The organism is Deltaproteobacteria bacterium, assembly GCA_020845895.1.
Lineage (GTDB): Bacteria > Lernaellota > Lernaellaia > JACKCT01 > JACKCT01 > JADLEX01.
In genome coordinates this window covers 12,718-37,474 of the sequence record JADLEX010000095.1, presented here as the reverse complement: position 1 = coordinate 37,474, position 24,757 = coordinate 12,718, and the positions used below count along the sequence as shown (strand labels likewise).

Below are 24,757 nucleotides of genomic sequence, written 5' to 3'. Positions count from 1 at the left end.
AGAGGATTCCCACCACTCCGCTCGGGCTTACAGCAAATCCATATATCCACGTGATGGCAACTCCGCCAATGTCCTCTTCGTCGATTTTTTCCTTTCGCCACAAACCGTCTTCACTCCGCGCCCAGCAGAGGACTGAGGGTTGCAGTCGCCGTTCCAGTTGATCACGTCGATCAGGATGTTCTGCTCGCTCCAGATGTCGCACTCGCTGCGGTTCGTGCCGGCATCCAGCAGCAAGGACTCGGGGGAATCGGTCGCAGTATCGGTGGCACTCTTCGAATCGTCGGACGGAGTATCCGCGAGGACCGCGCCGGATGCATCGGACCAATACGTGAGATTTCCCGTCGCCTTGTCGAAAATGAGTGTGGTGCTGCCGTTTTCCAGATAAATCTCGTCTCCCGACTCGTCCAAAGAGTCATAGAACGTGTCGGGATCGGTGTTGCCAGAATCCTCCACGACACCGGCCAAGGCCGTTCCAAAAGATACGATTGCCAACACGAAGACACACATCGTTGCCACGAACGACTTCATGGGAAACTTCCGCCACAATTTTGGAAAGATGCCGAGCGACGAGGGAATTGTCTCACGCAGCCGAACCGAATGCAAGGAATTTCTTCAGCTTGCGTCACCCTGGCCGGCATCGGTCTGTCGATTCCCTCCGGCTGGACTGTTTGGCACAAGTGGAGTCGGGGAGGTGGGCGTATTCGACATTCTTATTACCCCGAATAGAATGAGGAGGTCGCGTCGTAGCCGAATCTTGGAGACACGTATGCCGAACGACATAATCGACGGCGATCCCGTCTTTGAGCGTTTCGAACGCGCCCGGCCCGCCGCGGTGCGCGACATGCTCGCGCGAACGCCGATCGCGTGGGTGCCGCTGGGTGCGCTGGAGTGGCACGGCGAGCACGCGCCGCTGGGACTCGACTCCATCAAGGCCGCGTGGATCTGCGAGCAGGCCGCCGCGCGCGCGGGCGGCGTGGTGTTTCCCGCGATGAGCTGGGGCGCGTTTCACACGCTGCGTTTTCCGTTCACGTTCCGTTTCGGCAAACGCGCGCTGCGCCGTCAGGTGCGCGGAGCATTGAATCAACTCGCCGATTTTGGTTTTCACGCCATCGTGTTTCTCACGGGGCATTACCCGCTCGCGCAGCTTACGATGCTGCGCGCCGAGTGCCGCCGCGTGTCGGCGCGCCGGGGCGTGGCGGCGATGGGAATTTCGGAGGCGATGCTCGCGACGGACATCGGCTACCTCGGCGATCACGCCGCGAAGTGGGAGACGTCGATTCTGATGGCGATCACGCCCGAACTGGTGGATCTCGGCGCGCTTCCAACCGAGCCGATGACGCTCGACGGGCGCGCCGCGCGACTGGGCATCTTCGGCATCGATCCGCGCACGCACGCGAGCGCCGACGAGGGCCGCCGCGCGCTCGAGCTGATCGTGCCGCGCCTCGCCGAGGCGGCGACGCGCCTGCTGCGCGAGGGGAACACCGACGCCGCGGAAGAGATCTACGCGCGCCACGCCGCCGCGCTGCGCCCGCCGATCGCGGCAGGCAAGATCGCGTACGGAACGGATTCCGCGTGGGAGGTCGTCACGTTCACGCTGCGCAGCATCTGGCGCAACCGGCACCTGTGACGGTCACGCTCGCACCGGTGTCGGTCACGCTCGCACGGGCGTCGGTCGCGCTCGCACCGGTGTCGGTCACGCTCTCACGGGTGTCGGTCACTCGCCCGGCACCCACAGGTTGTTGACCACGCCACGCACGCGCGGGATGTAGAGCGCCGTTTCGCGCAGCCGCGCGCGCACCGCCGCCGATTCCACCGGCCCCGACAGAATCACGACGCCCATGCAAACCTGTACGTCGAGCTCGGCGACGCGCACCTGGTTCGTCGCCGAAATCCGGCGGCGCACCTCCGCGAGAAGCTGCTGGTCGGTTGCCACGTCGGCGATGCCGCGCGCGTCATGCGCGGGCCACTCGGCGCGCGTCGCCGGTTTCACGATCAGCTTGGGCTTCACGCGACGCACCCCCGGGCTCGTCGCGGCGACGGCGATGGCGAGATTGCGTTCGGAAATCGACGCCACCGTGCCGCGCAGCGTGACCACGCCGCCGTCCACGTCGGCCACGACCGTCCCCGGGTGCACCGAACGCGTCGCGGCGTAGCCCTCGGCGAGGTTCGCGCGGATCACCGGGTCGGGCAGCACGATCTTTTTCGTCACCCCCGGCGCGACGGGAAGATCGAGTTCCTCATCGGATACCGGCGGCGGCGCCTCCGCGACCGGCGCATGCGCGGCGCACCCCGCGGCAAGCACGGCCAGCAGGACGGCGAGCGCGCGTCTCATGGTATCGGCTCGAGTGTCGGCTCGGGTGTCGGCTCGGGTGTCGGCTCGGGTGTCGACTCGGGTGTCGACTCGGGTTTCGGCTCGGGCGGTGGCGACTCTTCGACGGCCGGTTCGGGTTCGCCCGGCATCGGCCCCGCGGGGGACATGCCCAGATCGACGATCGGCACGCGCGGCCCCACGCGCTCGCCGCACGCGAAGCGGTAGAATGTCGGGCCGAAGATTTCGCGCCCGGCATCGTCGCGGCCATCCCACACGGCCTCGACCGTGCCCGGCTCGCGCTCGCCCATATCGATCGCGCGCACGATCGCGCCCTCGGTGTCGATCACCTCGAAGCGCGCGGCGCACAATTCGTTCACGCGTCCGCCGATGCGCCACGCGCCCTCGCCCTCGGCGTGCGCGGGAAACGCCGGCGCGGCGACGGCACGCGCGATCACCACGTCGGCCTCGGCATTGCGTTCGAGCAGCAGGTAATGCACGGCCTCGCCGTAGGCGTTCGCGGGACTGTCGCGCACAACCACCGGCCCGGCGGGCCAGCGCCCGCTGATGCGCGTGTAGAGATTCGGATCGCCGCCTCCGTCGTCGCCCGCGCGGCGGCGCAGCTCGATGTCGATCGTGTTCAGCCCCGGCGCGAAGTCGAACCGAATCTCGATGGCGTCGCCCATCGACTCGGCCGCGAGGTCCGCGATGCGCGACCAGTTCGGATGACGCGCGAAGAACGGGCTCGACCACGCGACGTGGCCGTCTTCCTGCTCGACGCGCCAGACGAAAACGGCGCTGCGTTTCAGGTCCGGGATCTTCACGTCCTCGTTCGTCACCCACGTCGGAGCCTCGAAGCCATGCGAGAAGATCGCGCGACCGTCCTGAAACAGATCGACGGATTTAAGCGGCGCGGTGCCCGCGGCTTCGAGGTGAAAGACCGGCGGTCCGCCCGGCGCGTATTCGCGGCCCGGCGGTTTGCCGTCCACGTCCGCGTAGAGCAGCATCCGCGCTCCGCTGGTGATGTACGTGCGACCCGACGCGACGGCATCGTAAACGGTGCGCCTGGTGAGCGCGCCGGAGAGCAAGCCGGTGAGCGCGCCGCGCGCGCCGACGAACCCGAAACGTCGCCCCGCCGCGCCAAGCCGCGCGGCGATTTGGGCCGGTGCGTCGGGGTTGTCGGCGTCCGCCGCGACGGCTCCGGGCGTCAGGGCGATGGCGTGAACGCGATCCACCTGCGCGGCAAGGTCGTCGAACGCGTCCACGCCGACGACGGGAGCGAGCACGCCGCCGGTGGCGTCCAGCGCATCCGACCACGCCGCCGCACCGAAACGCCCCGCGCTCGGGCTCACCGCGAGCGGCGGCGTTCGCGCGAGCGCCGCTTCCCACCACGCGGCCGGTTTACCGATGACCGCCTTCACCGAGCAGCGATCAAAGAGGGCGAGCGCTCGCCCGGAACCGGAGAATTCGCGCGCGACGAGGGACACGAAGCGCCCGAGCTGTTCGCGTTCGGTGCACGTGTCGCCGCGCGTTTTCGCGAGTGCGTCGTCCGCGGCGTGGGCCGGATCGGCGATCGCCGCGAAGCCGAGGCCGGTGACGTCCGCGCCGTCCGTGGCGTCGAGATCGCCGAACGCGATGGGCCGCGCGTCGCCGGGCGCGCTGACGGCGATGGGGTTCGACATCGCCGGCGCGAACGCGCCGCCGGTGTCGGCGACGATCCAGCGAAACCCGGCGAGGTCGAAGCTGCCCGCGTCGAGATGCGTCACCGCCGCGTCGATCATGGCCGATTTCGGCGCGTTGTAGCTCAGGTCGATGCCGACATCGTCGCGCTCCTTGAAAAACACGCGTACCGGCGCGGCGGGCGTCGCGAGGTTTCCGAGGCGATCCATGACGCGTATCGCGACCTCGAATGGCTTTTTCATCTCGACCGCGGGCGGCGCGACAAGCTCCACGCGCGACGCGGGACCGGGCGCGATGTCGAACGGCTCGATGCCCGCGAGCGCCGCGAATCCCGACGCGCCGCGCACGAGGACGACGGGAGCGTAGTTCTTCGTCGCGATCGTCGGGGCTTGCGGGGTCCCCTCTTTCGCGAAGGTGATCAGGAATTCCACGCGCTCGCCCTTGCGCCAGCCGGTCGCCGGGGAGTCGATGCGAGCCGCGCCCGCGGTTTCGCCGAGGGTTATCGGTTCATAGTCGCGCGGTGTGCCGTTGACTTCCACCCGCAAGGCGCCAATCGATTTCGGTTCCGTGATGAAATCGGCAACGCTCCACGATCGCGCGCCGTCGCGCAGCGAGGGAAACGCGAGGATCACCGGGCCGGCAGCGCCGTCCGGCAGCGTGCAGTCGGCGCGCCACCAGAATGCCCCGTGCGCGGTGACGTTCGAAGATAAAAGGATCTGGGTGTGGCACGATCCCGGCGGCGGCGCGGGCGGCCCGCACGCGGCGAGCGCGCACACGGCCAGTACGCACGCGATGAACATGCGGCGACCAAACATCGCGTCAGTTTCCGGTGCGGCCCAAGCGGGTGTCAACAACCATGTTGACGCCGTTAGCCCTCACCCCGCCCCTCGAGAGGCTCGGGGCACCCCTCTCCCGTCATGACGGGAGAGGGGACGGGGGTGAGGGCCCCGCCCGGCTTGCGCGGCCCCGCGCGCTGTGCCACATGATGAGTCAGGTCACGCACCGTCGCGGGAGAATCGCCATGTCGCGCCTGCCTTATGTGGTTATCGCCATCGTCGCGTTTGCCTTCACCATTTCCTGCGGCGGGTCATCCGACGACGACGATTCCGGCGCGGACGATGACGCGGCCCCCGTCGACGACGACACCGCGGACGACGACGCAACCGACGACGATGCCGACGACGACGACGCGGGCGACGACGACACCTGGCCGCCGCTGCCCGACGACGACACCGACGACGACGATACGGGCGACGACGACACGACGCTGCCCGATCCGCCGATCGAGCCGGGCGTGTACGCCGTCGAAGGCACCGACTCGCGCTACGGCGACTATGAGGGCGAGGTCGAGATCCGCGCCGGCGACGGACGGTGGGATTTCATCCGCTCGGTGCGTTTCGACGACGTGACCTTCGAGGATCCCTTCAAGGACGTGACCTACGACGTGCACACCGCGTGGCTGGGCGAGATCCGCGAGGAACGCGGCATCGTGACCGACGTGAGCCTGAAGGTCGCCGACGCGATCACGCACTACGGCGCGGTGACGCGCACGGGCGACGACGCGATCCCCGTGGAGGTGACGGGCATTGTGACGGAGACCGGCGCGGGCGCGTTCGACGTGTCGTACGCGACGACCGGCGAATCGGTCCACGCGTTCACCGCGACCGAGACGTGGACGTACGACGGTACGAGCGACGCCGAGCCGATCTTCGCGGACGAGGACACGTTCATCCCCGGGCACAATCCCATGCCGCCGTTGGTCCACAACCTGATCTACGGCCTGCTCGATCACTACCACTCGCTGACGTGGTTCGACGGTTACCGCGACCGCGAGGACTTTCAGGCGGGCGTCCACTACATCGCGCGATTCCACACCGACTTCGACTGGTACCGCGCGCACCCGTCCTCGCTGCGCGTCGCGAATCGCTGGCTCGACGAGGTGAGCATGGCCGAGACCATGCTGCGCGCCCGCGCCTTCGGGCCGACGCTCGCCGAAAAAGCCGAGATGTTCGACGCCGACATGCCGGAGTACTACCTGAACCCGCTGGGCATCTTCAGCCAGGCGTTGTGGGGTTCCGACCCGCTGGTGCAAAGCGAATCGGGCGACGGACTGCTGTGGACCGGCTGCTACCTCGCGAGCCAGGTGTTCCGCTACCTCGAAACCGGCGAGGAGGAGGCGCTCGACAACTGGCTGCGCGCCCTCGACGGACTATTCCTCTCCCACGACATTCCGCAGGACCCGACGACCTTCGCCCGCGCCGTGCGTCCGCATCAGGCGGGACGCGGATGGGTTCAGGGCGACGCGCCCTACGAAGATGTCGACTGGCTCGAGGGCGGCAACAACGACATGATTCAGGGCCTGTACTACGGTTACACCCTCTCGTGGCTCTACCTGCCCGACGAGCCGGAGTATGACGACTACCGCGACGGCATCGCCGAGCGCGCGGTGCGTCTCGCGGACAACGCCGACATCTCCCTCGACGGCGAGTTCAACGAGATCAAGGCGGCCTGGCTCGCGTACCTGACCACCGGCGACGAAGCCTACAAAACGCGCTACCAGACGCTCTACGCGAATCCGCTGTTGCGCTTCTACACGCGCATGGGCGGCGGGTTGTTCTATCTGTGGGGCATTTCCGACTGGTCGGGTCAGCACCTCGACACGATCGGCCAGCTCGTGCTCGCGTTTCTCGCCGAGGCGACCGACGATCAGGACGCGCTGGGGCTGCTCGAAGAAGGCTGGACGAACGGATCGGTCTTTCAGACGCTCACGCAGACGCTCTTCCCCATCAGCGCCTTCGCGCTCGGCGACCCGGAGCCCGCGGCCGAGCCCGCGCTCGAAACCGCGATCTGGAACATGCGCGAGCTGCCCTATCCCAAGCAGTCGTTCGCGATCGACAAGCACATCGACCCGTCGTGGTGCCCTTCGCCGCTGCCCTCGCTGTTCTGGAAGTTCGACTGGCTCGAAGGTGGCCGTTGGCAGGGCCTGTGGGGCGTGCCGCTGTGGCAGCGCATGCACGAGAACATGGTGATCTGTGCGCCGTCGGATTTCGCGATGGGCGAGTCGGACTGGATGAGCGGCGGCGGTGCGGACTTCCTTCACGCCTACTGGCTCGGGCGACACTTCGGCGTCTTCACCGAAAACGACTAGACGGCGCGCACCGACGAAAAACGCGGCGGCCGGCCCGTGAGCCGGCCGCCGCGCCCATTCGCTTCGTTGGATCAGAGCGTGCCGCAGTACGTGTCGAAGCACCAGGATTCGGCGCTCGCGGCCGCGGCGGTGTCATCGCAGGTCGGATCGTTCGCCATGCAGTTGCACACGCACGTGAGGAATCCGTCCACGTCGCCGATGTCGCCCAACGCGCAGTCTTCCTCGTAAACGCTTTCGCAGAAGTCGGTCGTGCCGAGAGCGTACATGTCGTCGCAGTCGTTCACGAGCCATTCGCAGATGTCGACCTCGGATGTCTCGCACTCGTCGTCGTCGCCGGAATCGTCATCGACGTCGTCATCCATGTCGTCATCCATGTCGTCGTCCATGTCGTCATCCATGTCGTCGTCGGCGTCGTCATCGGCGGAATCGTCATCCGCGGCGTCATCGTCCGTCGTGTCATCGTCGTCGTCGTCATCGCCACCGCCACCGCACGCCACGATCGCGCCGCTCGCCGACATCAGGAACAGCACCGCCGTCAGCACCAGCCACCATTCACGTTTCATGCAGCCCTCCGGATCAAGATGCGGGACCGCCGCGCCGCACGCGACATGCCTGCGAACGCGGGCGCGCGACGACGCGCCGAACGTGCAATCCCGTTGATTTGTCATATACTGTCGGCCATTTTCGGTCGCCTGAAAAGGGCCAAACCCGATATTCGTCATGGATTTCACGAAAAACCGGACGGCTCAATTTGACGCGCCGCGACGAAGGTGTTATCGATAAAGAGTTCGAACGCAACGCATTTTCATTCCTCACAACGGAATCGACAGGAGTATCGACATGAGTGAACTCGTCGGCAAACCCGCCCCGGATTTCGCGCTCGAAGGCGTCCTTCACGGCAAATTCGACAGGTATTCGCTGGTGAAGGGCAAGTGGAACATCCTGCTCTTCTACCCCCTGGACTTCACCTTCGTGTGCCCCACCGAGGTGATCGCGTTCTCGAAGCACTACGCGGAGTTCGAAAAGCTGGGTGCGGTCGTCTACGGCGTCTCCGTGGACAGCAAGTACGCGCACCTGGCTTGGACCAACTCGCCCGAGAAGCAGGGCGGCGTGGGCGACATCAACTACCCGCTGCTGGCCGACCTGAACAAAGAGGTGGCCAAGGCCTACCGCGTCGAGTCCGGCGGAGTCGCCCTGCGCGGCCTGTTCATCATCGATGACGAGGGCGTCGTGCAGTCGGCGATCATCAACAACCTGTCGGTGGGTCGCTCCGTCGCCGAGACGCTGCGTCTGCTCAAGGCGTTCCAGTACACCAAGTCGCACGGCGAGGTCTGCCCGGCGAACTGGGACGAGGGCGGCGACACGATGGTGCCGGACCCCGACGGCCTCAAGGACTACGCGTCCAAGCACTGACCGACGCAAGCCTGCGAATCCTTCGAACCCCCGGCCTTGCGCCGGGGGTTATAATTTGGCGCCCGAACCGCTCGTGCCGAATGAGATCGTCGTTGTCCTCCGCCGGGACCTCCGGTACGATGAGGCGTCACCGAGATCACGATGCAACTGCTGCACGACGAACCGATCATTGAGCACGCCGTCCCCTCCGACATGGAGGCGATCCTGACGCTCTGGGCGAAGCTCATGCGTCTCACCTCGGAGTTCAACGCGCGCTACATGCTCGCGCCCGGCGCGCGGTCGATCCAGCGCAGCTACCTGATGGGGTTCTTCGAGTCGCCGGCCGCCGCCATTTTCGTCGCACGGGTGCGCGGCGAGGTGGCCGGTTTCGTCAATCTCTACGTCACCAAACCCGCGCAGGTCTTCGAGCAGGAATCCATCGGCGTCATCGAGAACATCTACGTGACCGACGAGCATCGGCTGGCGGGAATCGGCCGTGCGCTCGTGGAACGCTCGGTGCACTTTTTCCAGAACTCCCGCGTCGACGACGTGTACGTCAACGTCATCCCGGCCAACCGCTCGTCCGAGGAGTTTTGGCGGCACATGGGATTCGAACTCAACAAGGTCACCATGTTCCGCCGCGTGCGCCCCGCCTGACGCACTCCGATTCCCGGAGCCCCATCGCCGAAAATCGGACTGGGCGAATCCTCAACCGCGGCGCCTTCGCGAGTCGAACCTCGACAATTCGCGGAGTTTTCCCTTCGGGTTTGTTGGCGCGAAAATTGAAGCTTGTGCCCGCGTCCACCATCGCGGCGGAGTGGCATGCGTTTTCAGGTGCTGCGTCTGAAGGAGGAGTTCCTTGGCGCGCTCGCGGGGATCGAACGACTCCTGCGCGACGCCGGCGATTCGAGCCCGATCTATGTCGAGTCCACGCGTCGTTCGGTGATCGCGTTCGGCCGCGCGGCCGCGGTGGTCGGACCCGGCGGCGATCCCGTCCGCGCCGGACGGCGGTTGCACGCGGCAAGGGACGCGCTGCGCGTGTTGTCGATGGATCTCGACGTCCTGCTCGCGCTCGCACTCATCGACAAGACGCGGCTCGCGCCGACAAAGCAGCGGATCGCGGCCATGGAGAAAATTTTGGAGAACATCGCACGGATCGCGCGCGGCGCGGGTTCGACGAACAAAATGGACGAACCGCCGCCCGAATCGCCCGACGGTTTCGAGGGAGATGCGCCGGACGGGTAGAGGAATAATCGACCGGATTTCCGCGCGCGATCACAACAACGCCCCGAGGATCCGCGACCAATCGCGATCCTGGACGACGCGTTCGCGGCATCGGGTTCGCATGCGGTCGTAACGGTCTCGGTCGGCATCCATGAACTCGATCGCACCGGCGACGCTGTGCGTCCACTCATCCGCGCCCGCGCCGTCGACGACCCAGCCGGTTTCGCCGTGGGAGATGATCTCCTGCGGGCCGCCTTCGTTGGAAACCAGCGCGGGAAGACCACACGCCTGCGCTTCGAGAACGGCCATGCCGAAAGTGTCGGCGGTGCTGGGAAATACGAAGAGGTCCGATCCGGAATAGACGCGCGGGAGTTCCGTCCGGTCCAGCGCGCCCGTGAAGATTACACGACCGTTGGGGCGGACGCGCTCCTTGAGTTCCCCGAGATACGGCCCGTCGCCCGCGATGAGCAGGTTGATGTCGGAACGCGTCGCCGAAAGCCGGTGATACACGTCGGCGAGGACGTCCACGTTCTTTTCGCGCGACACGCGGCCAGCGAAAAGCAGATTGACGCCGTCCTTGACGTGGAACCGGTCGCGCAAATATTCGCGGCCGTCGGGCGTCGGGGAAAACAGGTCGGCTTCGATCCCGCGATGGAAAAGCGTCATGCGCGCCGGATCGATGCCGCGCCGTTCCAGAATCGACTGATACTCACGAGTCGGCACGCTCACGCTGTCGCATGCGCTGTAGAACCACCGCATGAACGTGTCCACGACCTCGGCCAGCGATTCGTCGAGCGTGATTTTTTCGGCGAACATCGTGAAATCGGTGTGGAACACGCCGACTGTCCGCACGCCCAGCAGCTTGCCCAGCGCCAGCGCCAGGAGCCCGACCGGACCGGGCGTCGAGATGTAGATCTCGTCCGGGGCTTCGCGTTCGATCCGCTTCATCGCCCCGAGCACCGAAGGCGCCTTGAGGGTGATGTTCGGGTAATGCGGGATCGGGAACTCGAAGATGTGCGGCAGATCCACCACGCCGCCCGTGTGGACACGCCGCCGTTCGTGGTCATTCAGGCAAGTCGCGACGCGGATATTGAGCTCGCGCTCCTCGGCGACCCGGGCGATCGTGCGCAGTGTCGCCGAGACGCCGTTGAGATCGGCGAAGGTGTCGGTGAACCACAGGATCTTGCGCCCCGCGCTGGGGCGACCGTCGCTGAATTTTTCGAGCAGATGCTGCACCAGACGCCGTTCGCGCTGCATGTGGCGGAAGGTCGAGAAAAACGGCGCTGTGAGAAATGCCGCGGGAAGCGCCGAAGCCACGTTGCGCAGCAGCGAACCGATGTCGAGGCGTTCCAGATCGACGGCCACCTGACCGATCAGCTCGCGCGACAAATCATCGAGCACGCCCGAGATCATCTCGTAGGCGGCATCGAGTTTCTCCGTCATGTCCCAGCTTCCCTCGCCGGTGAAGCCCGCGGAGATCGACCGCAGCGTCCGCAGGTTCGTCTCCGTGCGCGACAGCATTTCCGCCGCGCTCTCGGTGTGGCCCGCGTCGCGCCGGCCGCGGTCGAGCAGGTAGGTCGAAATCTGCGGCAGCAGCGAGCGCGACAACAGGCCGCCGCGCGACTCGGAGAAGTCGTAGGCGATCTTGTAGACCGCGAAGGCGAAGGTTTTGTAGTCGTCGGTTCGACCGCCGGGGCAAGACGCCTTTCGGCGGATCGAGTCCAGGAACTCCTCGACACTTTCCCCTTCCGCCTCGGTGTAGGTCTGGCCGATGAACAGCCCCGCATGATCGTCGGAGCCGCCGGTGAATCCCTTGATCCACGGCTCGTCCCCCGTGGGCTCGATGCCATGCGCGCGACGCAGATCCTCGATGCGCTCCGGCGTCAAATCCCGTAGCGCCTTCAGAAGATTCGCGTTGTTCGAGCGCGTTCGGGAACCGTTGAGTCCCTCGAACACGTTGAACATCAGGACGAGTTTTTCGAGTTGGTCGGGACGCAGCCGATTGTCGACGGAAAACGCCGCGTGGGCGACGGAATGCGCGATGCCGCGCTCCAGTACGAAATCGCGAAAGACGAAGATGTCCGTGCGGATGCGCTCAATCTCCGCAAAATCCTCTTCGGTAAATCCCCAAAGAAGGATGTGCACCTTGGCGCGGTTGTCCGGGAAATAGACCGTGGATTCGACGCCGGTGAACGCCTCGCCGGGAAATCGGTCGCGCAGGTACACCGAGGCTTCGATCCGGTTGTGATCGGTTACGGTGACGAAACGCATTCCGCGCGCCTTCGCGGACGAATACACGAAGTCGGGGTCCGTATACGACTCGGCGGAACCGAGACGCTTGAGAAACCATTCGCTGGGGTGATTCGAGAAACGGGAGTGGCAATGCAAATCCGCTCGCATCATGACGGGGACCTCTTGATGTGGCGACATTGCGGCGCGTTATTACAGAATCGGCGTGACGCGGCGCATTCCCCTTCGTGACGATTCCGCGTCGCCACCGAAGTGTTTCCCCCGCTCCGCGCGCACGACTCAAAAACAAACCCCGGGTCGCCCCGGGGTTCGCGATGCTTCTTCGATGGAGTCTTGCGTCGAAAACGGAACTAGAACGTGCCGCCCAGCGACAACGAGGCGCCGCCGCCCGCCGCGGCGTAAGTCGTCTCGGCGCGTGCGAAGCCCAGGTCGAGCCGTCCGCCGGCGCTCATGAAGATCGTCTCGTCGAAGTAGAGCGTCGGGCCGACGGTGGCGAAGAACGTCGAAACCGGCCGGTCGCGATCGAGGCCGGTCTCGGCGGAGTAGCCGAGGCCACCGCGGATGCCGACCGTCTCCCACGCCTTCTCGACCGCCGTCGAGAACACATAGCGACCGTTGGTGGAGGCGTAGAATTCCTCGCCCAGGCGGTCCTCGTTCGGATCCACCGTCTCTTCCTCGATCGCGTTGCCGTCCTCGTCCTCATCGTTCTGCGTGTACGATTCGCGACCGCGCATCACCCACGTGTCGCCCTCGTACTGCTGCCGGAAGTACACGTCGAAATCGATCGACACGTAGAAGTTGTCTTCTTTCGGAATCTCGTACGCCCAGCCAAGGCCGATGTTGTGCGGCTTGATGTACGCGACCTCGGTCTCGTAGTCGATGTCGCCCGGCACCTGCGAGTGCTCGATTTCGCGCTTGGCCTTGGCCGCGTAGCCCATCTCGTAGGTGAGGCCGAACTGCATGCGTTCGGGGGTGCGGAAGAGGAATCCGACCTCGGGCAGGATCATGAACGATCCGGCCATCGTGAACTTGTCCTCGATGTCCTTGTTCGTCGTGCCGTCGGGCGTGTCCTGCGTACCGGTGATCGCCGAGTTGAAGATCGTCGTCGGGATCATCGTGAAGCCGATCCCCATGGCGAAGATCTCATGGAACCCGTACGCCGCGCCGAAGCGAATCGTCGGCGAAACCGCGAGCAGCGAGTCGGCGAGTTCCAGGTTCGAGTCTTCGCGGTTCGTCTTGACGCGCAGGTACTGCGCCTGCATACCGGGCTGGAACACGATCCCCGCTCGGTCGGTCCAGTCGTCGTCCTTGGTTTCACCCACGGGGAAAACGCCCTGGATGTACGATCCGCTCTCGATGTCCAGGAAGTTGTAGTCGGCGTCGCTGTCCGACCCGACGCCCGCGAGCACCGTGTTGCGCGTGCTACCGCCGACGTAGAACTGGTTCGAATCGCACGCGCCGGCGATGTTCTCCAGCACCGGCGGCAGGATCGCCGGGTTGAAAATCGCGTTGCCCGTGTCCGCGAGGGCCAGATGGCGAGGGCTGTACTCGAAATCGCCCGCGTATGCGCCCGTCGCGCAGAGCACCGCGACGAGCGACCACATTAGGGTCCGTCTCATGGTCATGGTCTCTCCTTCCTCCGTGACTTCGCACAGAAAACATGCACCGCGCCGATGGCGCGAAATAGGGCCGGATTTGGGACGAATGCGAGCGTGTTCGAAATTTCGGTTATTTATAGCGTGCCCGCGCAAGGCCCGTCAACGAAATTTCGGGCCGAAGATTGCGATTTTTGGGCGTTTTTGTGCGGCATCCGGAGGACGAACCCATCGGACCCAATGTCAACTCAAACTCCCGGCGATCACGTCGTGCACGACCGCCATGAGTTCGTCCGGGTCCGCGCCTTCGGAGGGAATCGGGTCGAGCCATTCGATCCGCACCTCCCCCGGCGTCACGGCCAGCGAATGCGGCGGCAGGACGGCGCCCGTGCCGCGGATCGCGACGGGGACGACTGGCAGGCCGAGCGACGTGGCGATACGGAACGCGCCGGACTTGAACTCGTGCAGCGTGCCGTCGTTTTGCCGCGTGCCCTCGGGGAAGACCATGATCGACCGGCCGCGCGCACGCAGTCGCTCGCAGTGGCGGGCCAGCGCCGCGAAATCGGTCTTGCCCTTTTGCCGATCGATGGGGATGTGGCCGACGACGCGCATGGCTTGGCCGAAGACGGGAATGTAGAAGAGGCTTTTTTTCGCCAGCATGCGCAGCGGCACGGGCGAGCTGAGCACGAGCGCGATGGTGTCGAGGTGGCTCTGGTGGTTGCTGACCACGACGTACGAGCGCGACGGGTCGATGCGATCCGTGCCCACGGCAGTGAGCGTCATGCCCATCGACGCAGCCACCGCGCGCGCCCACACCCGTGCGACGCGGTCCGCGGAGTCTCCGCCCGTCGTGAACTCGCCGACGATGGCCGCCGCGGCCGCGACGGGCGTCGCCGCGTACACGACCGGCAGCGCGACCAGCGAGCGCGGGGTCAATTTGAGCATCGCGTCATTTTGCGGAGTGCGTCGAGCAGCGACAAGCCGTCCACACGGGCTTCAGCGCCACCTGATGTTTCGTCAGCGCCACTTGATGTTGCAGCCGATGCTCGGTTTCTGCGGCGCGGCGACGGCCCGGCCCGTGAGCACGGCGTCGACCGCCGTCGTCAGGTCCGCGCCGGTGACCGGCAGGCCGTTGCCGGGGCGACTGTCGTCGATCTGGCCGCGATACACGAGCCGACGATCGCCGTCGAAAAGATAGAAATCCGGCGTGCAGGCGGCGTCGTAGGCGCGGGCGACAGACTGCGTCTCGTCCACGAGATAAGGAAAGGTGTATCCGAAATCGGCCGCGTCCTTCGCCATCGCTGGCGGGCTGTCGTCGGGGTACTTCGTCCAGTCGTTGGCGTTGATCGCGACGACGGCCACGCCCTTTGCCTGATACTCGCGCACGAGCCGGGCGAAATCGGTCTTGATGTGCTTCACGTACGGACAGTGGTTGCAGATGAACGCCACCAGCAGCGCGGGGGCGGGGGCGAAATCGGCGAGGGCGTGCGTTTTGCCGGCCGGATCGGGCAGGTGAAAGTCGGGCGCGGGCGTGCCGAGGGGCAGCATGTTGGACGGGGTGAGGGCCATGATCGTCTCCGAATGCGTGATGGTGAAATCTTTGATCTCAACTTAATCCACGCGCCGTCCGATCGTCTATGACGTGGGTTCGTGATTTATCGCGGACGCAATCGGAGTCGATCATGGAAACCTTCGGCTGGGTGATGATGTGCCTGATTGGCCTCGTCGCCGGAATCGCGGGCGCGCGCCTGCACGTCAAGGTCGCTGCCGTGCACCGGTGGCCCGTCGCGCGGGCGCGGGTGCTCCACAAGGGCGCAGCCGCGCAGACGGCGGCGGTTCCGTCGGAGCCGGGCTACCGGTGGAACGTGGCCGTCAAGTATCGCTACGCGGTGAACGGCGTGGAGTACGAGAGCGATCGCTATGCGCCTTACGTGACGGGGCGCTCACGCGCCGACGCCGAAAAGCGCGCGGCGGCGATCCCCGATGAAACGGATATTCGCTACGACCCGAACGACCCGTCGGTCAGCTACCTCGACCCCGGCTCCACTTTCGCGGCGTGGATCGCGATCGGCGCGGGTCTGGTTTTCTTCCCCATCGGCGCGCTCATGCTGATCGCCGGATTGTGACGTTCGGCGACGCGGCCGCGACCGACTGGATTTGTTCGCGCGTTTCGGCGACATTCGAGATTCCTTGAGGTGAGCCCCATGCGTCATTGGGCTGTGGCATCGATATTCGTTCTGGTCAGCGCGGTCGTGGGAACGTCCGCGTTCGGCGCGCCGATCCACGTGATGTCTCTGGGCGACAGTTGGGCCGACGGCTGGTCCGACGACATGCAATCGGTGCTCGTTTCCCACGGCCAGCTCGCCACCGTCTATAATTTCGGCGAGCCGGGCACCACGGCCACGCTATGGGCGATGCCGAATTCGCCCTGGCTCATCAACGCGCTCGCGTACCTGCTCGGCCATCCCGAGGTGCAGTGGGTCGTCATCAGCCTCGGGGGCAACGACCTGCTCGACGGCTATTTGCTCGGCGGCTACGGCGACGGCGTGTTCCCGGTGATCGACGACAGCCTGCGCACGGTGATCGACGCGATCCTCGCCATCCGCCCGCAGATGAAGATCGCCGTGAACGCCTACGACTTCCCGAACTTCGAGCACGACACCGAGTGCATCGTGTTGGGGCAACTCGCGCTCGGCGGAAACACGTATTCGAAAAACCAGCTTTTCGCCGAGATCACGCAGATCACGCAGGACATCGCCACGGACTACGATCAGGTGTACGCGGTCGATCTGCTCGGCACGTTGCAGGAGGTGGACGACGTGCCCGGCGCGCCGAACTACTCGCGTCCCTCGCCCGCGCGGTACTTCCCCTCGGGCGATTGCATCCACCCGGGGCAGAACGACGGCTACCGCTATTTGCAGGAGCGAACCTGGGAAGGGTTCTTCGATCCGAGTCTGAATCCCACGACGACCACGACGACCACAACCACGACGACGACGACCACATCGACGCAGCCCGCGGACGACGATTCGGACGATGACGCGGACGACGATTCCGGCGACGACGACGTCGATGACGATCAGGATGACGATGCCGACGACGACTGGTTTCCGGACGATGACGACGGGACCATCGACGATGACGCGGGTGATGACGAAGCTTCCGCGAACGACGACGACAGCGAGCCGTCTTCATCCGGCAACAACGGCAGCTCGGGCTGCGGGTTCTGACGCGCGGGCGGCGCGGCCCCGTTAATCCTCGATCATCTCGACGTTGGCGCGGGGCACGACCCGGTCCTCGGTGTCGTTTTCCAAGCGCACGTGCAAGATGCGCGCGCGGCTTTCGGAGCCGAGCACCGTCGGCTCTGACGGCAGCAGCGCCACCTTGCCGATGCGTCCGAAATACGGCGAGCGGATGATGCGGATGACCGAGCCGATTTCGAGCGGCTTGGGCCCGGTGTCGCCCGTCGCGGCGACCTTGGCGGACGGCGCGGGAATGACGACCTCGGGCCGGATGACGCCCGCGCGGATCTGCGTCGCGCCGTTGACGCTGCACTCCTCGCCGACGTGCGCCGCGAGCAGATCGAAGGTCTTGCGCGCCATGTCGATCTCGCCGAAACCTTCGGTCACCACCAGCGTGACGCCGAGTTTTTCGTGGCCCGTGATGGCGACGCCCAGGTCGTAGCCCAGAAATTCCTTGAGATCCTGATCGTGGAACCCGCCCGACACCACCGCCTTGACCCCGATCTGGATCGCCTTTTTCAGCGCCTTGGCCGTGACGAGATTTCCGCCGACAACCACGCACCCTTTGTGCTCGGGTTTGATCAGGTCGTCGGTGAGATGCTGCGACGGCGACGAACACGCCATGGCGACGCGACCGTGCGTCTCGCCGCCGATGCCGAAGATGCCCTGCACGAAGGTGCCGAAGGTCTCGACCACGCACCCTTCCGACGGCACGATCTCCGTGACCGTTCCGCGCACGTAGGCGCGCACCTCGACGGGGATCGGCGCACCGCGCAGCAGCACCTGTCCGGTCACGGCGTTGACGTCTTCGATGGTGCCCGTCATGTCGGCCTTGGCGACCGATTTGAACAGGCCGAAAAAGCTCTTGGCTGTCGCGATCACGTCGCCCTCGGTCACGGGATCGCCGGGCTTCTTGAGCATCGCGTCCTTCACTTCTTCGGGCGAGATCGACAGCAGCCCCGCGACGTTGACGAGCTTGGCATTGCCGGGCAACGCCGTGCGCGCGACCACGTCGTCGGGCAGGACGGTTTGGCCGACGGTCACCGATACATCGCCCCGCAGAGGCAGGATGCGCCGCTTGCGTAGCAGGTAGCCGGTGGAAACCTTGAGTCCCGGTGTGTATGCGTGGGCCATGGTTTCGCCCCTATCGCGTCAACGCGGACGCGGGATAAACGTCGAGGGTGGTCATACCGGCGGTCAGCGAACGCACGCGGTCGGCGACGGCGGTCGGCAGTTCGAGCGGCCGACCGCGTCCGTCGAGAAACAACCCGACGGTTCCGCCGTGGACCTCGCGCGTCACCGCCGCGCCCTTGCCGCCGCCCACGTCAAGACCGCGGGCCGGACTGAAAGTCATCTTCGCCGTTTCGCCCGCGCCCAGTGGGAAGAACTTGATCTCGCCCGCCATCAGCGCACCTTTTTCCACGCGACCATCGGCGAACGTGATCTCGAATGAACCCGTTTCCTTGCCCGCCTTGGGTGCGCCCGTCGGAGCGACCACGGTGCCCAGATAAATCAGGCAGTCTTTTTCGAACACCTCGGTCGCGGCCTTGGGATGCACCTGCGCGGTCACGCCCAGATGCGGCATCATGAAGATCGAGTCCTTGGCGAGGCGCGTGAAGCCCTCGGGCGCGAAGGCGTCGATCAGCATCAGCGCGGTCTGGCTCATGCGCGGCGCGTGGGAGAGAACACCGCCCGACGCGACGAGCAGATCGAGCTTGAGCATGTTGACGAGCGTTTCGCCCGACGACGACTGGTCGAAGGTGTCGCCGATCGTGCGTTGCTGCTGCACGCCCTTGAGCCGTGTCGCGAACGACTTGTGCTGGATGAACGCGAGGCGCAGGGCCTCTTTCGCGATCGCCTGCTCGAAGATCAGCGATTCCATGTCCTGCGGAATCGTCGTCGGGCGGATCATCTTGTTCTTCACGCTGTTGCGCAGCTCGACCTCGTCCATGTCGAAGGGCACCCAGCGCATGACGTTGTCGAGACCCGCCTCGGCGAAGACGTTGGAGATCGAATAGCTCATGCCCAGGTTCGCCGACACGGTGCGGTTGAACTCGCCGTCGAAGACGGAGAAGACGTCGGTCGTCGCGCCGCCGATGTCCACCGCCACCGCGTTGATGCCCTGCTGGCGGGCGATTTCCTGCAAAATGTCGCCGACGGCGGCGGGCGTGGGCATGATCGGCGCGTCGGTCATCGCCATCAGCTTCGAGTACCCCGGCGCCTGCGCCATGACGTGTTCCATGAACAGGTCGTGGATCTTTTCGCGGGCGGGTGCGAGGTTTTCGCGCTCGAGCACAGGGCGCAGATTGTCCACCACGAACAGCTCAGTCTTGTGCGCGAGCTCTTCCTCGATGTGTTCGCGGGCGTCTTTGTTCCCCGCGTAGATCACAGGCAGTTTGTAGTCCGACCCCAGGCGTGGTCGCGGGTTCGCGGCGGCGATGACCTGCGCGAGTTCCACCACGTGGCTCTTGGTGCCGCCATCGATGCCGCCCGAGAGAAGAATCATGTCGGGGCGAAGCTGGCGGATGCGTTCGATTTGTTCGTGGGGCAGGCGGTTGTCGTTGGCGCAGATCACGTCCATGACGATCGACCCCGCGCCCAGCGCCGCGCGCTCCGCGGATTCCGCCGTCATCTTGCGCACGACCCCCGCGACCATCATCTGCAATCCGCCGCCCGCGCTGGACGTCGAGATGTAGATGTCGCAGCCTTCGGTCGCCGTGGCCGGGCGGATGATTTTGCCGTTCTCGTCGATCAGCCGACGGCCCGCGAGCTCGCCGACCTCGGTGACGGAATTCAGCACGCCCATCGTCACGTCCTCGAAGGGCGCTTCGACGGTCGTCGGCGCTTCGCCGCGGTGCGTCTGCCGGTATTCGCCGTTGATCTTCTGGATCAGGATCGCCTTCGTCGTCGTCGAACCGCAGTCCGTCGCGAGTATCACGTTGATCTTTTCCGGGTCGATGGCCATGTCGCCGCCTTCATCCTCGTGTTTTCGTCATGTGGCACAGTCCCGCCGATGCGGGACTGTGCAAATGCCGAACAGGCGGGGGCGCCTGTTCCACACGCCCCACGCTAATCCTTGCTCATTTCCCGCTTCGCCACCTGCGCCAGTGCCGCACAAACCAACCGGGCTCGCGCTCACGCCGCGCCCGCGCGATCTCGATCGTGCGCTCGGCTTCGGCGGCCTCGATCGCGCCGAGGATCAGTTCCACGCTGCCGCGCCGTTCGAGCATCACGCGAAACCGCGTGTAGTCGTCCCAGTCCACGAGGCCCCGCACGATCGGCTCGAAATACGCGAGCGCCTGCGACCCCACGAAATTCAGCGGCCGGGCCGACTCGATGAAGAGCACGCCCGGCAGCCCGAGCCCCCGGTCCACAATTTTTCGCGCCACGCGCCCGGCGAGGTCGCGCTCCTCGTCCGTGAATTCCGCCTCGTCGGCGCCTTCCACCGCGAAGGCGTTTTTCCAGAATCCCGGCTTCACGCGCTGGGCCGGAATCGATTGATCGCCGCGGCGACCGCGTCACGGTTTCCGGAATAACGCAGGTGCATCCCCCGGTGGTTTTCGATCCGGCTCGGCGCGGCAAAGGGCGACAGAAACACGCCGGTGCGTTCCAGGCTCACGCGTCGGACGCGGTTCCATCCCAGGTGCCGCGACCACAGCCAGTAGGTGACGGTCGCTCCCTTCGCGTCGAGCCGGTAACGCACCGGCGCGAGGTATTCGCGCAGCCCGATCGCCAGCAGCGTCGCCGCGCCGGCGACCCACCAGACGTCGCGCGTCAGGAGCCATACGGCGCCGACCGCCCCGGCGCACACCGGCGCGGCGACGAGCCACGTGCGCGGGCGCTCGGCCGCGGGCCAGCTTCGCCATTCGAGGGCGGGCCCATCCGATTCGTCCGACATCATCGTGGTTCGCGCGTCCCCCAACGCCGCGAAACTTTAGGGAAGCCCCCCCGGAGCGTCAAGGCCGCGCGCGCACGCCTTCGATCGCCGAGCATCGTGAACCATTCGAGATCGCCCGAAAATTGATGTAACCGTATAACCGTTTGAACGGTTATTTGCGCACACGACCTTTCCCGCTGACGACGTGGAGTGTCTGCGCATCCACTTGCGCGTCTGCGCCTCCCTCTGCGGCGCGGCGCGTTTGACATCCCGAACGCGCGGCGCGATCTTCTGTGCGGCAGGAATTCCGCATGGACGAACGGCCGCACGACATCCTTCGGTTTCGGCACGCGATCGACCGCATCGACGCGGCAAACGCCGACGATCCCCGCCGTGTGGTGGACGACCGGATCGGCGAGGAGATGGCGCGCGAGCGGCTTTACTCGCGACGCATGAGCGAGGCGCTGGGGCGGCTCGACCGCGACGCATCGGTCGCGCTGCGTCTCGCGGTGCGCGCGCAGCACATCCGCCGGTGGACGATCGGGCGCGACGAGTATCCGATGGACCGCGCGGGTTATCTGCGCTGGCGCGAAGCCCTCAAGCGTTTCCACGCCGAGACGACGGCGGCGATTCTACGCGACGTGGGGTACGACGAGGAGACGATCGCGCGCGTGTCGTCGCTGCTGAAAAAGGAACGGCTGCGCACGGACCCGGAGACGCAGACCCTCGAGGATGCGGCGTGTCTCGTGTTTCTCGAATACGAATTCGCCGAATTCGCGCCGCGCCACGACGAGGCGAAGATCGTCGAGATCGTGCGCAAGACCTGGGGCAAGATGAGCGAACGTGGTCACGCCGCCGCGCGGGAGATCGTGCCGCGTCTCGATCCCGCGCTTCGCGCACTCGTCGAGCGGGCGCTGTGCGACATTTGATCCGGCATCAGAGTTCGACACGCCGAACGGAATAATGTCGCCCTGAGCGAAGCGAAGGGTCTGGTGTGAATCGGGAAAAGATCCTTCGCTTCGCTCAGGATGACCGCAGCAGACAGCGTCCGGGAGAACAACCAAAAACGGCGTTCGGATTGACGCGAATATCGCGCTCAGAGCCTACTTCGCAATCGAGGCCGTCAGCACGCGCGGCTCGCCCGGCGTGACGAAGATGTCGTCCTCGATGCGCACGCCGGCCACCTCGCGCCAATCATCGAGAGCGGCCCAGTTCACGCGGTCACGGTGCGCCGCGCGCCGGGCGGGGTCGTCGAGGATCGCGGGCACGAAGTAGATGCCGGGCTCCACCGTCATCAGGTAGTTTTCGGCGAGCGGCAGATCGACACGCACCCGCGCGCCGCAGCACATGCGCCCCTCCGGACGTCCCGCCGCGCGCCCGCCCACATCGCGAACGCCGAGGCCCACCATGTGACCGACGCCGTGCGGAAAGAACAGCGCGATCGCTCCCGTCTCCAGCAACTCGTCGTCACTTCCGCGCATGAGGTCCGCGTCGCGCAGTCCCGCCGCCATCACGCGCGCGGCGGTGCGGTGCACGTCGTGCCACTCGACGCCGACGCGGCAACGACCGATCGCCGCGAGCTGCGCCGCGAGCACGATGTCGTAGATCGCCTGCTGCCGCGCCGTGAATCGTCCGCTCGCCGCGAAGGTGCGCGTCACGTCGGCCGTGTAGCCGTCGATCTCGCCGCCCGCATCCACCAGCACCACGTCGTGCTCGCCGATGACGCGCGCGCCGGGCTCGAAGTGCAGCACCGCCGCGTTCGAGCCCGCGCCGACGATGGTTCCGTAGCCCACGCCCGTCGCTCCATGGCGGAAGAACTCCGCCTCGATCTCAATGGCGACTTCGCGCTCGGTGCGTCCCGGGCGAATCACCTCGCGCGCCTTGGCGTAACCTGCCGCCGTCGCGGCGACGGCACGCGTGATCAGCGCGATCTCGGCCGCGTCCTTCGGGCGCCGCGCCGCGTCGAATCGCTCCTGAACGCTCGCCGTGACCTCACCATCGAACGGGGCGCCGGGAATCCGCGCGCCGAGCGTCGCCACGCGCCGCAGGGCGCGCTCGCGTATCCACGCGTCGAGACCGGCGACATCCTCTCCGGGCGGCACGTCGGGCTCGCCTTCCCACAGCCGCTCGTCCGGCGACGCGGGGCGCACGAAATGCTTCCATCCCTCATTCGCGTCGAACGCCATCACGCCGCCGGGTCGCCGCGAACCGGTGAGCCAGAAGTATTCGGGATGCGGAATAAAGGGATAGGTCTGATCGAGCCCGCCGGGTTTGCCGATGGGTTCGCCCGCGCCGACGAGTACCAAATCCGCCGTGTCGCCGGTCGCTTCCGCCGCGCGTCGCGCGCGCCCCGCCAACACGTCTTCGGAGAACAACGTCATGACGACCTCCGTCCGGCCTCCGCCGCGGCGCGCATCATACTCGGAACCGAACGCGGCGCGAAGTTGGTACGGACGGAGCCGTAGACAAGGCGCTTTTCGGCGATCGCGCGGCATGTATGATAGCCGACACATCGATCGGACGAATTCGACGCGGAGGAAACCACGGGGTGCGAGTCCATATTTCGCCGTTCAAGCGCGTGATTTTTGCGCTGATCCCGGTGACGCTGTTGCTGGCCGCCGCGACGGTGGCCATGCGTGTTCTCGAAAAGGAAAAAACCATCGACACCACGCGCGCCGACGACCGGGCGAAGTATCCGCCCGTCGACTTGCTGACTCGCGAAACGACATTGAACGGGCCCATATGGGTCGTGACCCGATCCGGCTCGATCAACGAAAGCCGCGTGCCCGTGGAAAAAAAGCCCGGCGACTGGCGCGTGCTGGTGGTGGGGGAGTCGTTCGCCAAGGGGTCTCCGTGGGCGGACTATTACGAAAAACTCGGACAGGGTCATGGCGGAATCCCCGATTGGATCGCGGCGGAAACGGCGATGCGTTGCCCGTCGATGAACGTGCAGATGATCAACGCGGGTTCCGGCGCGGCGAATTCCGGCGTTGTGCTCGGCATCGCGCGCGACCTGATGGTCACGTCACCGGATCTGATGATCGTGATGTGCGGCAACAACGAGGGCTTCGTCGACCGGACGCGGCTCGGCGACGCGCTGCAGGAGTGGGCGCTTTACCGCGCGCTCAAAAAAGGAATCCTGCCGGAACCGCGCCGATCGGAGCGGCCGTACTTCACGCCGCAGGACGCGGACGCGCAGCGAATCCGCGACCACTACGAACGCAACATCCGAGACATGGTGGCTGCCGCGCGCGAGGCGGGCGTCACGCCGGTGCTCGCCACGCTGCCGATCAATGAGAAGTATCCGCGCGAGGGAACGGCGCGGCCAACGGGCGCGCCGTGGCCCTCGGACGACGCCGCGATCGTCGAGGGACAATGGCGCCAGTATCAGAACGGCGACTGCCCGGGCGCGATCGAAGCCTATTTGCGCAGCCCGAACGAGGCGTGGGCCGCGCGGTACATGGGCGAGTGTCTTGAGCGCATGAACCGCATCGAAGACGCGCGGGAGATGCTGCGCGTGTACGTCGAAAACATGCCGCAAAACCGCATCCGCCCGTCGATGAACGACTTCGTGCGCCGTCTCGCCGCCGAGGAAGATGTCGTGCTCGTCGATCTCGAACGATACGCACAGGATCTCTCGCCGACGGGAGTCACGTCGCCGGATCTGTTCATCGACTTCTGCCACATGACATGGCGCGGATACTATTTGATGGCGCGCGAGATCCTGCGCGTGCTGTGGGAACGCGGCCTGATCCCGCACGCCACGGGAGAACCGCTTCCAAATCCGTCGATCGACGAGATCATCGACGCCAATGGCTGGCAGCGGCTGCGGGAGGTGGCGAGAAGCCAAAATTGAGAATTGTGAATACAGAATGCTGAATGGCGAAAATTTCCAACACCTCTCGGTTCCACGATGACGACGCTTAAAGAACGAATGCGGTCAGGATGGCTGTCAACACATCGAATTGATGCGTCGAATGATCCGGGTCAACGCAACCAAATCGATTGCGTTGCGGCCGCTCCCCACTCTCCAGTCTCAAG

22 protein-coding genes are annotated in these 24,757 nt (G+C 65.8%); 9 read left to right on the top strand and 13 right to left on the bottom strand.

Annotation, left to right across the window (positions count from 1 at the left end):
* Positions 1–27: 27 nt before the first annotated feature.
* Positions 28–528: a hypothetical protein gene (locus IT350_12750; protein MCC6158914.1), complete on the bottom strand. Its 501-nt coding sequence runs from the start codon at positions 526–528 to the stop codon at positions 28–30.
* 238 nt (positions 529–766) lie between these two features.
* Between IT350_12750 and IT350_12745 the strand changes: the two genes are divergently transcribed.
* Positions 767–1,627 (top strand): creatininase family protein, encoded by an 861-nt coding sequence (locus IT350_12745; protein MCC6158913.1) that lies wholly within the window; start codon positions 767–769, stop codon positions 1,625–1,627.
* Positions 1,628–1,714: 87 nt separating this feature from the next.
* Here IT350_12745 and IT350_12740 read toward each other — a convergent pair whose 3' ends face one another.
* Both IT350_12740 and IT350_12735 read right to left on the bottom strand, forming a co-directional pair.
* Complete coding sequence (locus IT350_12740; GenBank protein MCC6158912.1) at positions 1,715–2,332, bottom strand: BON domain-containing protein; 618 nt, start codon at positions 2,330–2,332, stop codon at positions 1,715–1,717.
* Positions 2,329–4,803: a hypothetical protein gene (locus IT350_12735; protein ID MCC6158911.1), complete on the bottom strand. Its 2,475-nt coding sequence runs from the start codon at positions 4,801–4,803 to the stop codon at positions 2,329–2,331. The genes IT350_12740 and IT350_12735 overlap by 4 nt, the downstream gene beginning before the upstream one ends.
* A 206-nt stretch (positions 4,804–5,009) precedes the next feature.
* Here IT350_12735 and IT350_12730 point away from each other — a divergent pair, with 206 nt between their 5' ends.
* Positions 5,010–7,136, top strand: a complete 2,127-nt coding sequence (locus tag IT350_12730) for a hypothetical protein (protein MCC6158910.1) — start codon at positions 5,010–5,012, stop codon at positions 7,134–7,136.
* Positions 7,137–7,207: 71 nt separating this feature from the next.
* Here IT350_12730 and IT350_12725 read toward each other — a convergent pair whose 3' ends face one another.
* On the bottom strand, positions 7,208–7,699 hold the full coding sequence (locus IT350_12725; GenBank protein ID MCC6158909.1) for a hypothetical protein: 492 nt from the start codon (positions 7,697–7,699) through the stop codon (positions 7,208–7,210).
* Positions 7,700–7,976: 277 nt separating this feature from the next.
* Between IT350_12725 and IT350_12720 the strand changes: the two genes are divergently transcribed.
* The 3 genes from IT350_12720 (at position 7,977) to IT350_12710 (ending at position 9,773) form a co-directional block, all read left to right on the top strand.
* Positions 7,977–8,549 (top strand): peroxiredoxin, encoded by a 573-nt coding sequence (locus IT350_12720; protein ID MCC6158908.1) that lies wholly within the window; start codon positions 7,977–7,979, stop codon positions 8,547–8,549.
* A 141-nt stretch (positions 8,550–8,690) separates the two neighbouring features.
* Positions 8,691–9,185 carry a GNAT family N-acetyltransferase gene (locus IT350_12715; protein MCC6158907.1) on the top strand — a complete coding sequence of 165 codons (495 nt, stop codon included), beginning with the start codon at positions 8,691–8,693 and terminating at the stop codon, positions 9,183–9,185.
* Between the two features lie 165 nt (positions 9,186–9,350).
* Positions 9,351–9,773: a hypothetical protein gene (locus IT350_12710; GenBank protein ID MCC6158906.1), complete on the top strand. Its 423-nt coding sequence runs from the start codon at positions 9,351–9,353 to the stop codon at positions 9,771–9,773.
* Between the two features lie 30 nt (positions 9,774–9,803).
* On the opposite strand, the gene IT350_12705 is transcribed toward IT350_12710, so the two are convergent.
* The 4 genes from IT350_12705 to IT350_12690 all read right to left on the bottom strand — a co-directional run bounded on the left by IT350_12705 (position 9,804) and on the right by IT350_12690 (position 15,166).
* Positions 9,804–12,155, bottom strand: coding sequence for a glycosyltransferase (locus IT350_12705; GenBank protein MCC6158905.1), 2,352 nt, complete (start codon positions 12,153–12,155; stop codon positions 9,804–9,806).
* A gap of 197 nt (positions 12,156–12,352) precedes the next feature.
* Positions 12,353–13,627 (bottom strand): hypothetical protein, encoded by a 1,275-nt coding sequence (locus IT350_12700; protein ID MCC6158904.1) that lies wholly within the window; start codon positions 13,625–13,627, stop codon positions 12,353–12,355.
* A gap of 213 nt (positions 13,628–13,840) precedes the next feature.
* The gene (locus IT350_12695) at positions 13,841–14,542 is read right to left on the bottom strand and encodes a 1-acyl-sn-glycerol-3-phosphate acyltransferase (GenBank protein MCC6158903.1); all 702 of its coding nucleotides are present in this window, start codon (positions 14,540–14,542) and stop codon (positions 13,841–13,843) included.
* A 72-nt stretch (positions 14,543–14,614) separates the two neighbouring features.
* Positions 14,615–15,166 (bottom strand): thioredoxin family protein, encoded by a 552-nt coding sequence (locus IT350_12690; GenBank protein ID MCC6158902.1) that lies wholly within the window; start codon positions 15,164–15,166, stop codon positions 14,615–14,617.
* Positions 15,167–15,279: 113 nt separating this feature from the next.
* Between IT350_12690 and IT350_12685 the strand changes: the two genes are divergently transcribed.
* Together IT350_12685 and IT350_12680 are read left to right on the top strand one after the other, a co-directional pair.
* Complete coding sequence (locus IT350_12685; protein MCC6158901.1) at positions 15,280–15,723, top strand: DUF3592 domain-containing protein; 444 nt, start codon at positions 15,280–15,282, stop codon at positions 15,721–15,723.
* A gap of 78 nt (positions 15,724–15,801) precedes the next feature.
* Entirely contained in the window at positions 15,802–16,827 is a 1,026-nt protein-coding gene (locus tag IT350_12680) for an SGNH/GDSL hydrolase family protein (GenBank protein ID MCC6158900.1), read from the top strand.
* 21 nt (positions 16,828–16,848) lie between these two features.
* Here the strand turns inward: IT350_12680 and IT350_12675 are convergent, their stop codons facing one another.
* The 4 genes from IT350_12675 to IT350_12660 all read right to left on the bottom strand — a co-directional run bounded on the left by IT350_12675 (position 16,849) and on the right by IT350_12660 (position 20,737).
* Entirely contained in the window at positions 16,849–17,973 is a 1,125-nt protein-coding gene (locus tag IT350_12675) for a hypothetical protein (GenBank protein MCC6158899.1), read from the bottom strand.
* A 10-nt stretch (positions 17,974–17,983) separates the two neighbouring features.
* On the bottom strand, positions 17,984–19,804 hold the full coding sequence (locus IT350_12670) for a glutamate mutase L (protein MCC6158898.1): 1,821 nt from the start codon (positions 19,802–19,804) through the stop codon (positions 17,984–17,986).
* 115 nt (positions 19,805–19,919) lie between these two features.
* Positions 19,920–20,318, bottom strand: coding sequence for a hypothetical protein (locus tag IT350_12665; GenBank protein MCC6158897.1), 399 nt, complete (start codon positions 20,316–20,318; stop codon positions 19,920–19,922).
* Positions 20,315–20,737: a hypothetical protein gene (locus tag IT350_12660; protein ID MCC6158896.1), complete on the bottom strand. Its 423-nt coding sequence runs from the start codon at positions 20,735–20,737 to the stop codon at positions 20,315–20,317. The genes IT350_12665 and IT350_12660 overlap by 4 nt, the downstream gene beginning before the upstream one ends.
* 290 nt (positions 20,738–21,027) lie before the next feature.
* Here IT350_12660 and IT350_12655 point away from each other — a divergent pair, with 290 nt between their 5' ends.
* Positions 21,028–21,645 (top strand): DUF4202 domain-containing protein, encoded by a 618-nt coding sequence (locus IT350_12655; GenBank protein ID MCC6158895.1) that lies wholly within the window; start codon positions 21,028–21,030, stop codon positions 21,643–21,645.
* 174 nt (positions 21,646–21,819) lie between these two features.
* Here IT350_12655 and IT350_12650 read toward each other — a convergent pair whose 3' ends face one another.
* A complete protein-coding gene (locus IT350_12650; protein MCC6158894.1) occupies positions 21,820–23,097 on the bottom strand; it encodes an aminopeptidase P family protein in 1,278 nt (425 codons plus the stop codon).
* Positions 23,098–23,264: 167 nt separating this feature from the next.
* Between IT350_12650 and IT350_12645 the strand changes: the two genes are divergently transcribed.
* Positions 23,265–24,572 carry a hypothetical protein gene (locus tag IT350_12645; protein MCC6158893.1) on the top strand — a complete coding sequence of 436 codons (1,308 nt, stop codon included), beginning with the start codon at positions 23,265–23,267 and terminating at the stop codon, positions 24,570–24,572.
* Positions 24,573–24,757 lie beyond the last annotated feature (185 nt).

Bases quoted from the DNA above. Each gene is read 5' to 3' on its own strand.
- IT350_12685 (MCC6158901.1), top strand. From the start codon at position 15,280: ATGGAAACCTTCGGCTGGGTGATGATGTGCCTGATTGGCCTCGTCGCC.
- IT350_12680 (MCC6158900.1), top strand. From the start codon at position 15,802: ATGCGTCATTGGGCTGTGGCATCGATATTCGTTCTGGTCAGCGCGGTC.
- IT350_12750 (MCC6158914.1), bottom strand. From the start codon at position 528: ATGAAGTCGTTCGTGGCAACGATGTGTGTCTTCGTGTTGGCAATCGTA.
- IT350_12690 (MCC6158902.1), bottom strand. From the start codon at position 15,166: ATGGCCCTCACCCCGTCCAACATGCTGCCCCTCGGCACGCCCGCGCCC.
- IT350_12670 (MCC6158898.1), bottom strand. From the start codon at position 19,804: ATGGCCATCGACCCGGAAAAGATCAACGTGATACTCGCGACGGACTGC.
- IT350_12705 (MCC6158905.1), bottom strand. From the start codon at position 12,155: ATGATGCGAGCGGATTTGCATTGCCACTCCCGTTTCTCGAATCACCCC.
- IT350_12735 (MCC6158911.1), bottom strand. From the start codon at position 4,803: ATGTTTGGTCGCCGCATGTTCATCGCGTGCGTACTGGCCGTGTGCGCG.
- IT350_12655 (MCC6158895.1), top strand. From the start codon at position 21,028: ATGGACGAACGGCCGCACGACATCCTTCGGTTTCGGCACGCGATCGAC.
- IT350_12660 (MCC6158896.1), bottom strand. From the start codon at position 20,737: ATGTCGGACGAATCGGATGGGCCCGCCCTCGAATGGCGAAGCTGGCCC.
- IT350_12745 (MCC6158913.1), top strand. From the start codon at position 767: ATGCCGAACGACATAATCGACGGCGATCCCGTCTTTGAGCGTTTCGAA.
- IT350_12725 (MCC6158909.1), bottom strand. From the start codon at position 7,699: ATGAAACGTGAATGGTGGCTGGTGCTGACGGCGGTGCTGTTCCTGATG.
- IT350_12700 (MCC6158904.1), bottom strand. From the start codon at position 13,627: ATGACCATGAGACGGACCCTAATGTGGTCGCTCGTCGCGGTGCTCTGC.
- IT350_12675 (MCC6158899.1), bottom strand. From the start codon at position 17,973: ATGGCCCACGCATACACACCGGGACTCAAGGTTTCCACCGGCTACCTG.
- IT350_12715 (MCC6158907.1), top strand. From the start codon at position 8,691: ATGCAACTGCTGCACGACGAACCGATCATTGAGCACGCCGTCCCCTCC.
- IT350_12695 (MCC6158903.1), bottom strand. From the start codon at position 14,542: ATGCTCAAATTGACCCCGCGCTCGCTGGTCGCGCTGCCGGTCGTGTAC.
- IT350_12650 (MCC6158894.1), bottom strand. From the start codon at position 23,097: ATGACGTTGTTCTCCGAAGACGTGTTGGCGGGGCGCGCGCGACGCGCG.
- IT350_12710 (MCC6158906.1), top strand. From the start codon at position 9,351: ATGCGTTTTCAGGTGCTGCGTCTGAAGGAGGAGTTCCTTGGCGCGCTC.
- IT350_12720 (MCC6158908.1), top strand. From the start codon at position 7,977: ATGAGTGAACTCGTCGGCAAACCCGCCCCGGATTTCGCGCTCGAAGGC.
- IT350_12730 (MCC6158910.1), top strand. From the start codon at position 5,010: ATGTCGCGCCTGCCTTATGTGGTTATCGCCATCGTCGCGTTTGCCTTC.
- IT350_12740 (MCC6158912.1), bottom strand. From the start codon at position 2,332: ATGAGACGCGCGCTCGCCGTCCTGCTGGCCGTGCTTGCCGCGGGGTGC.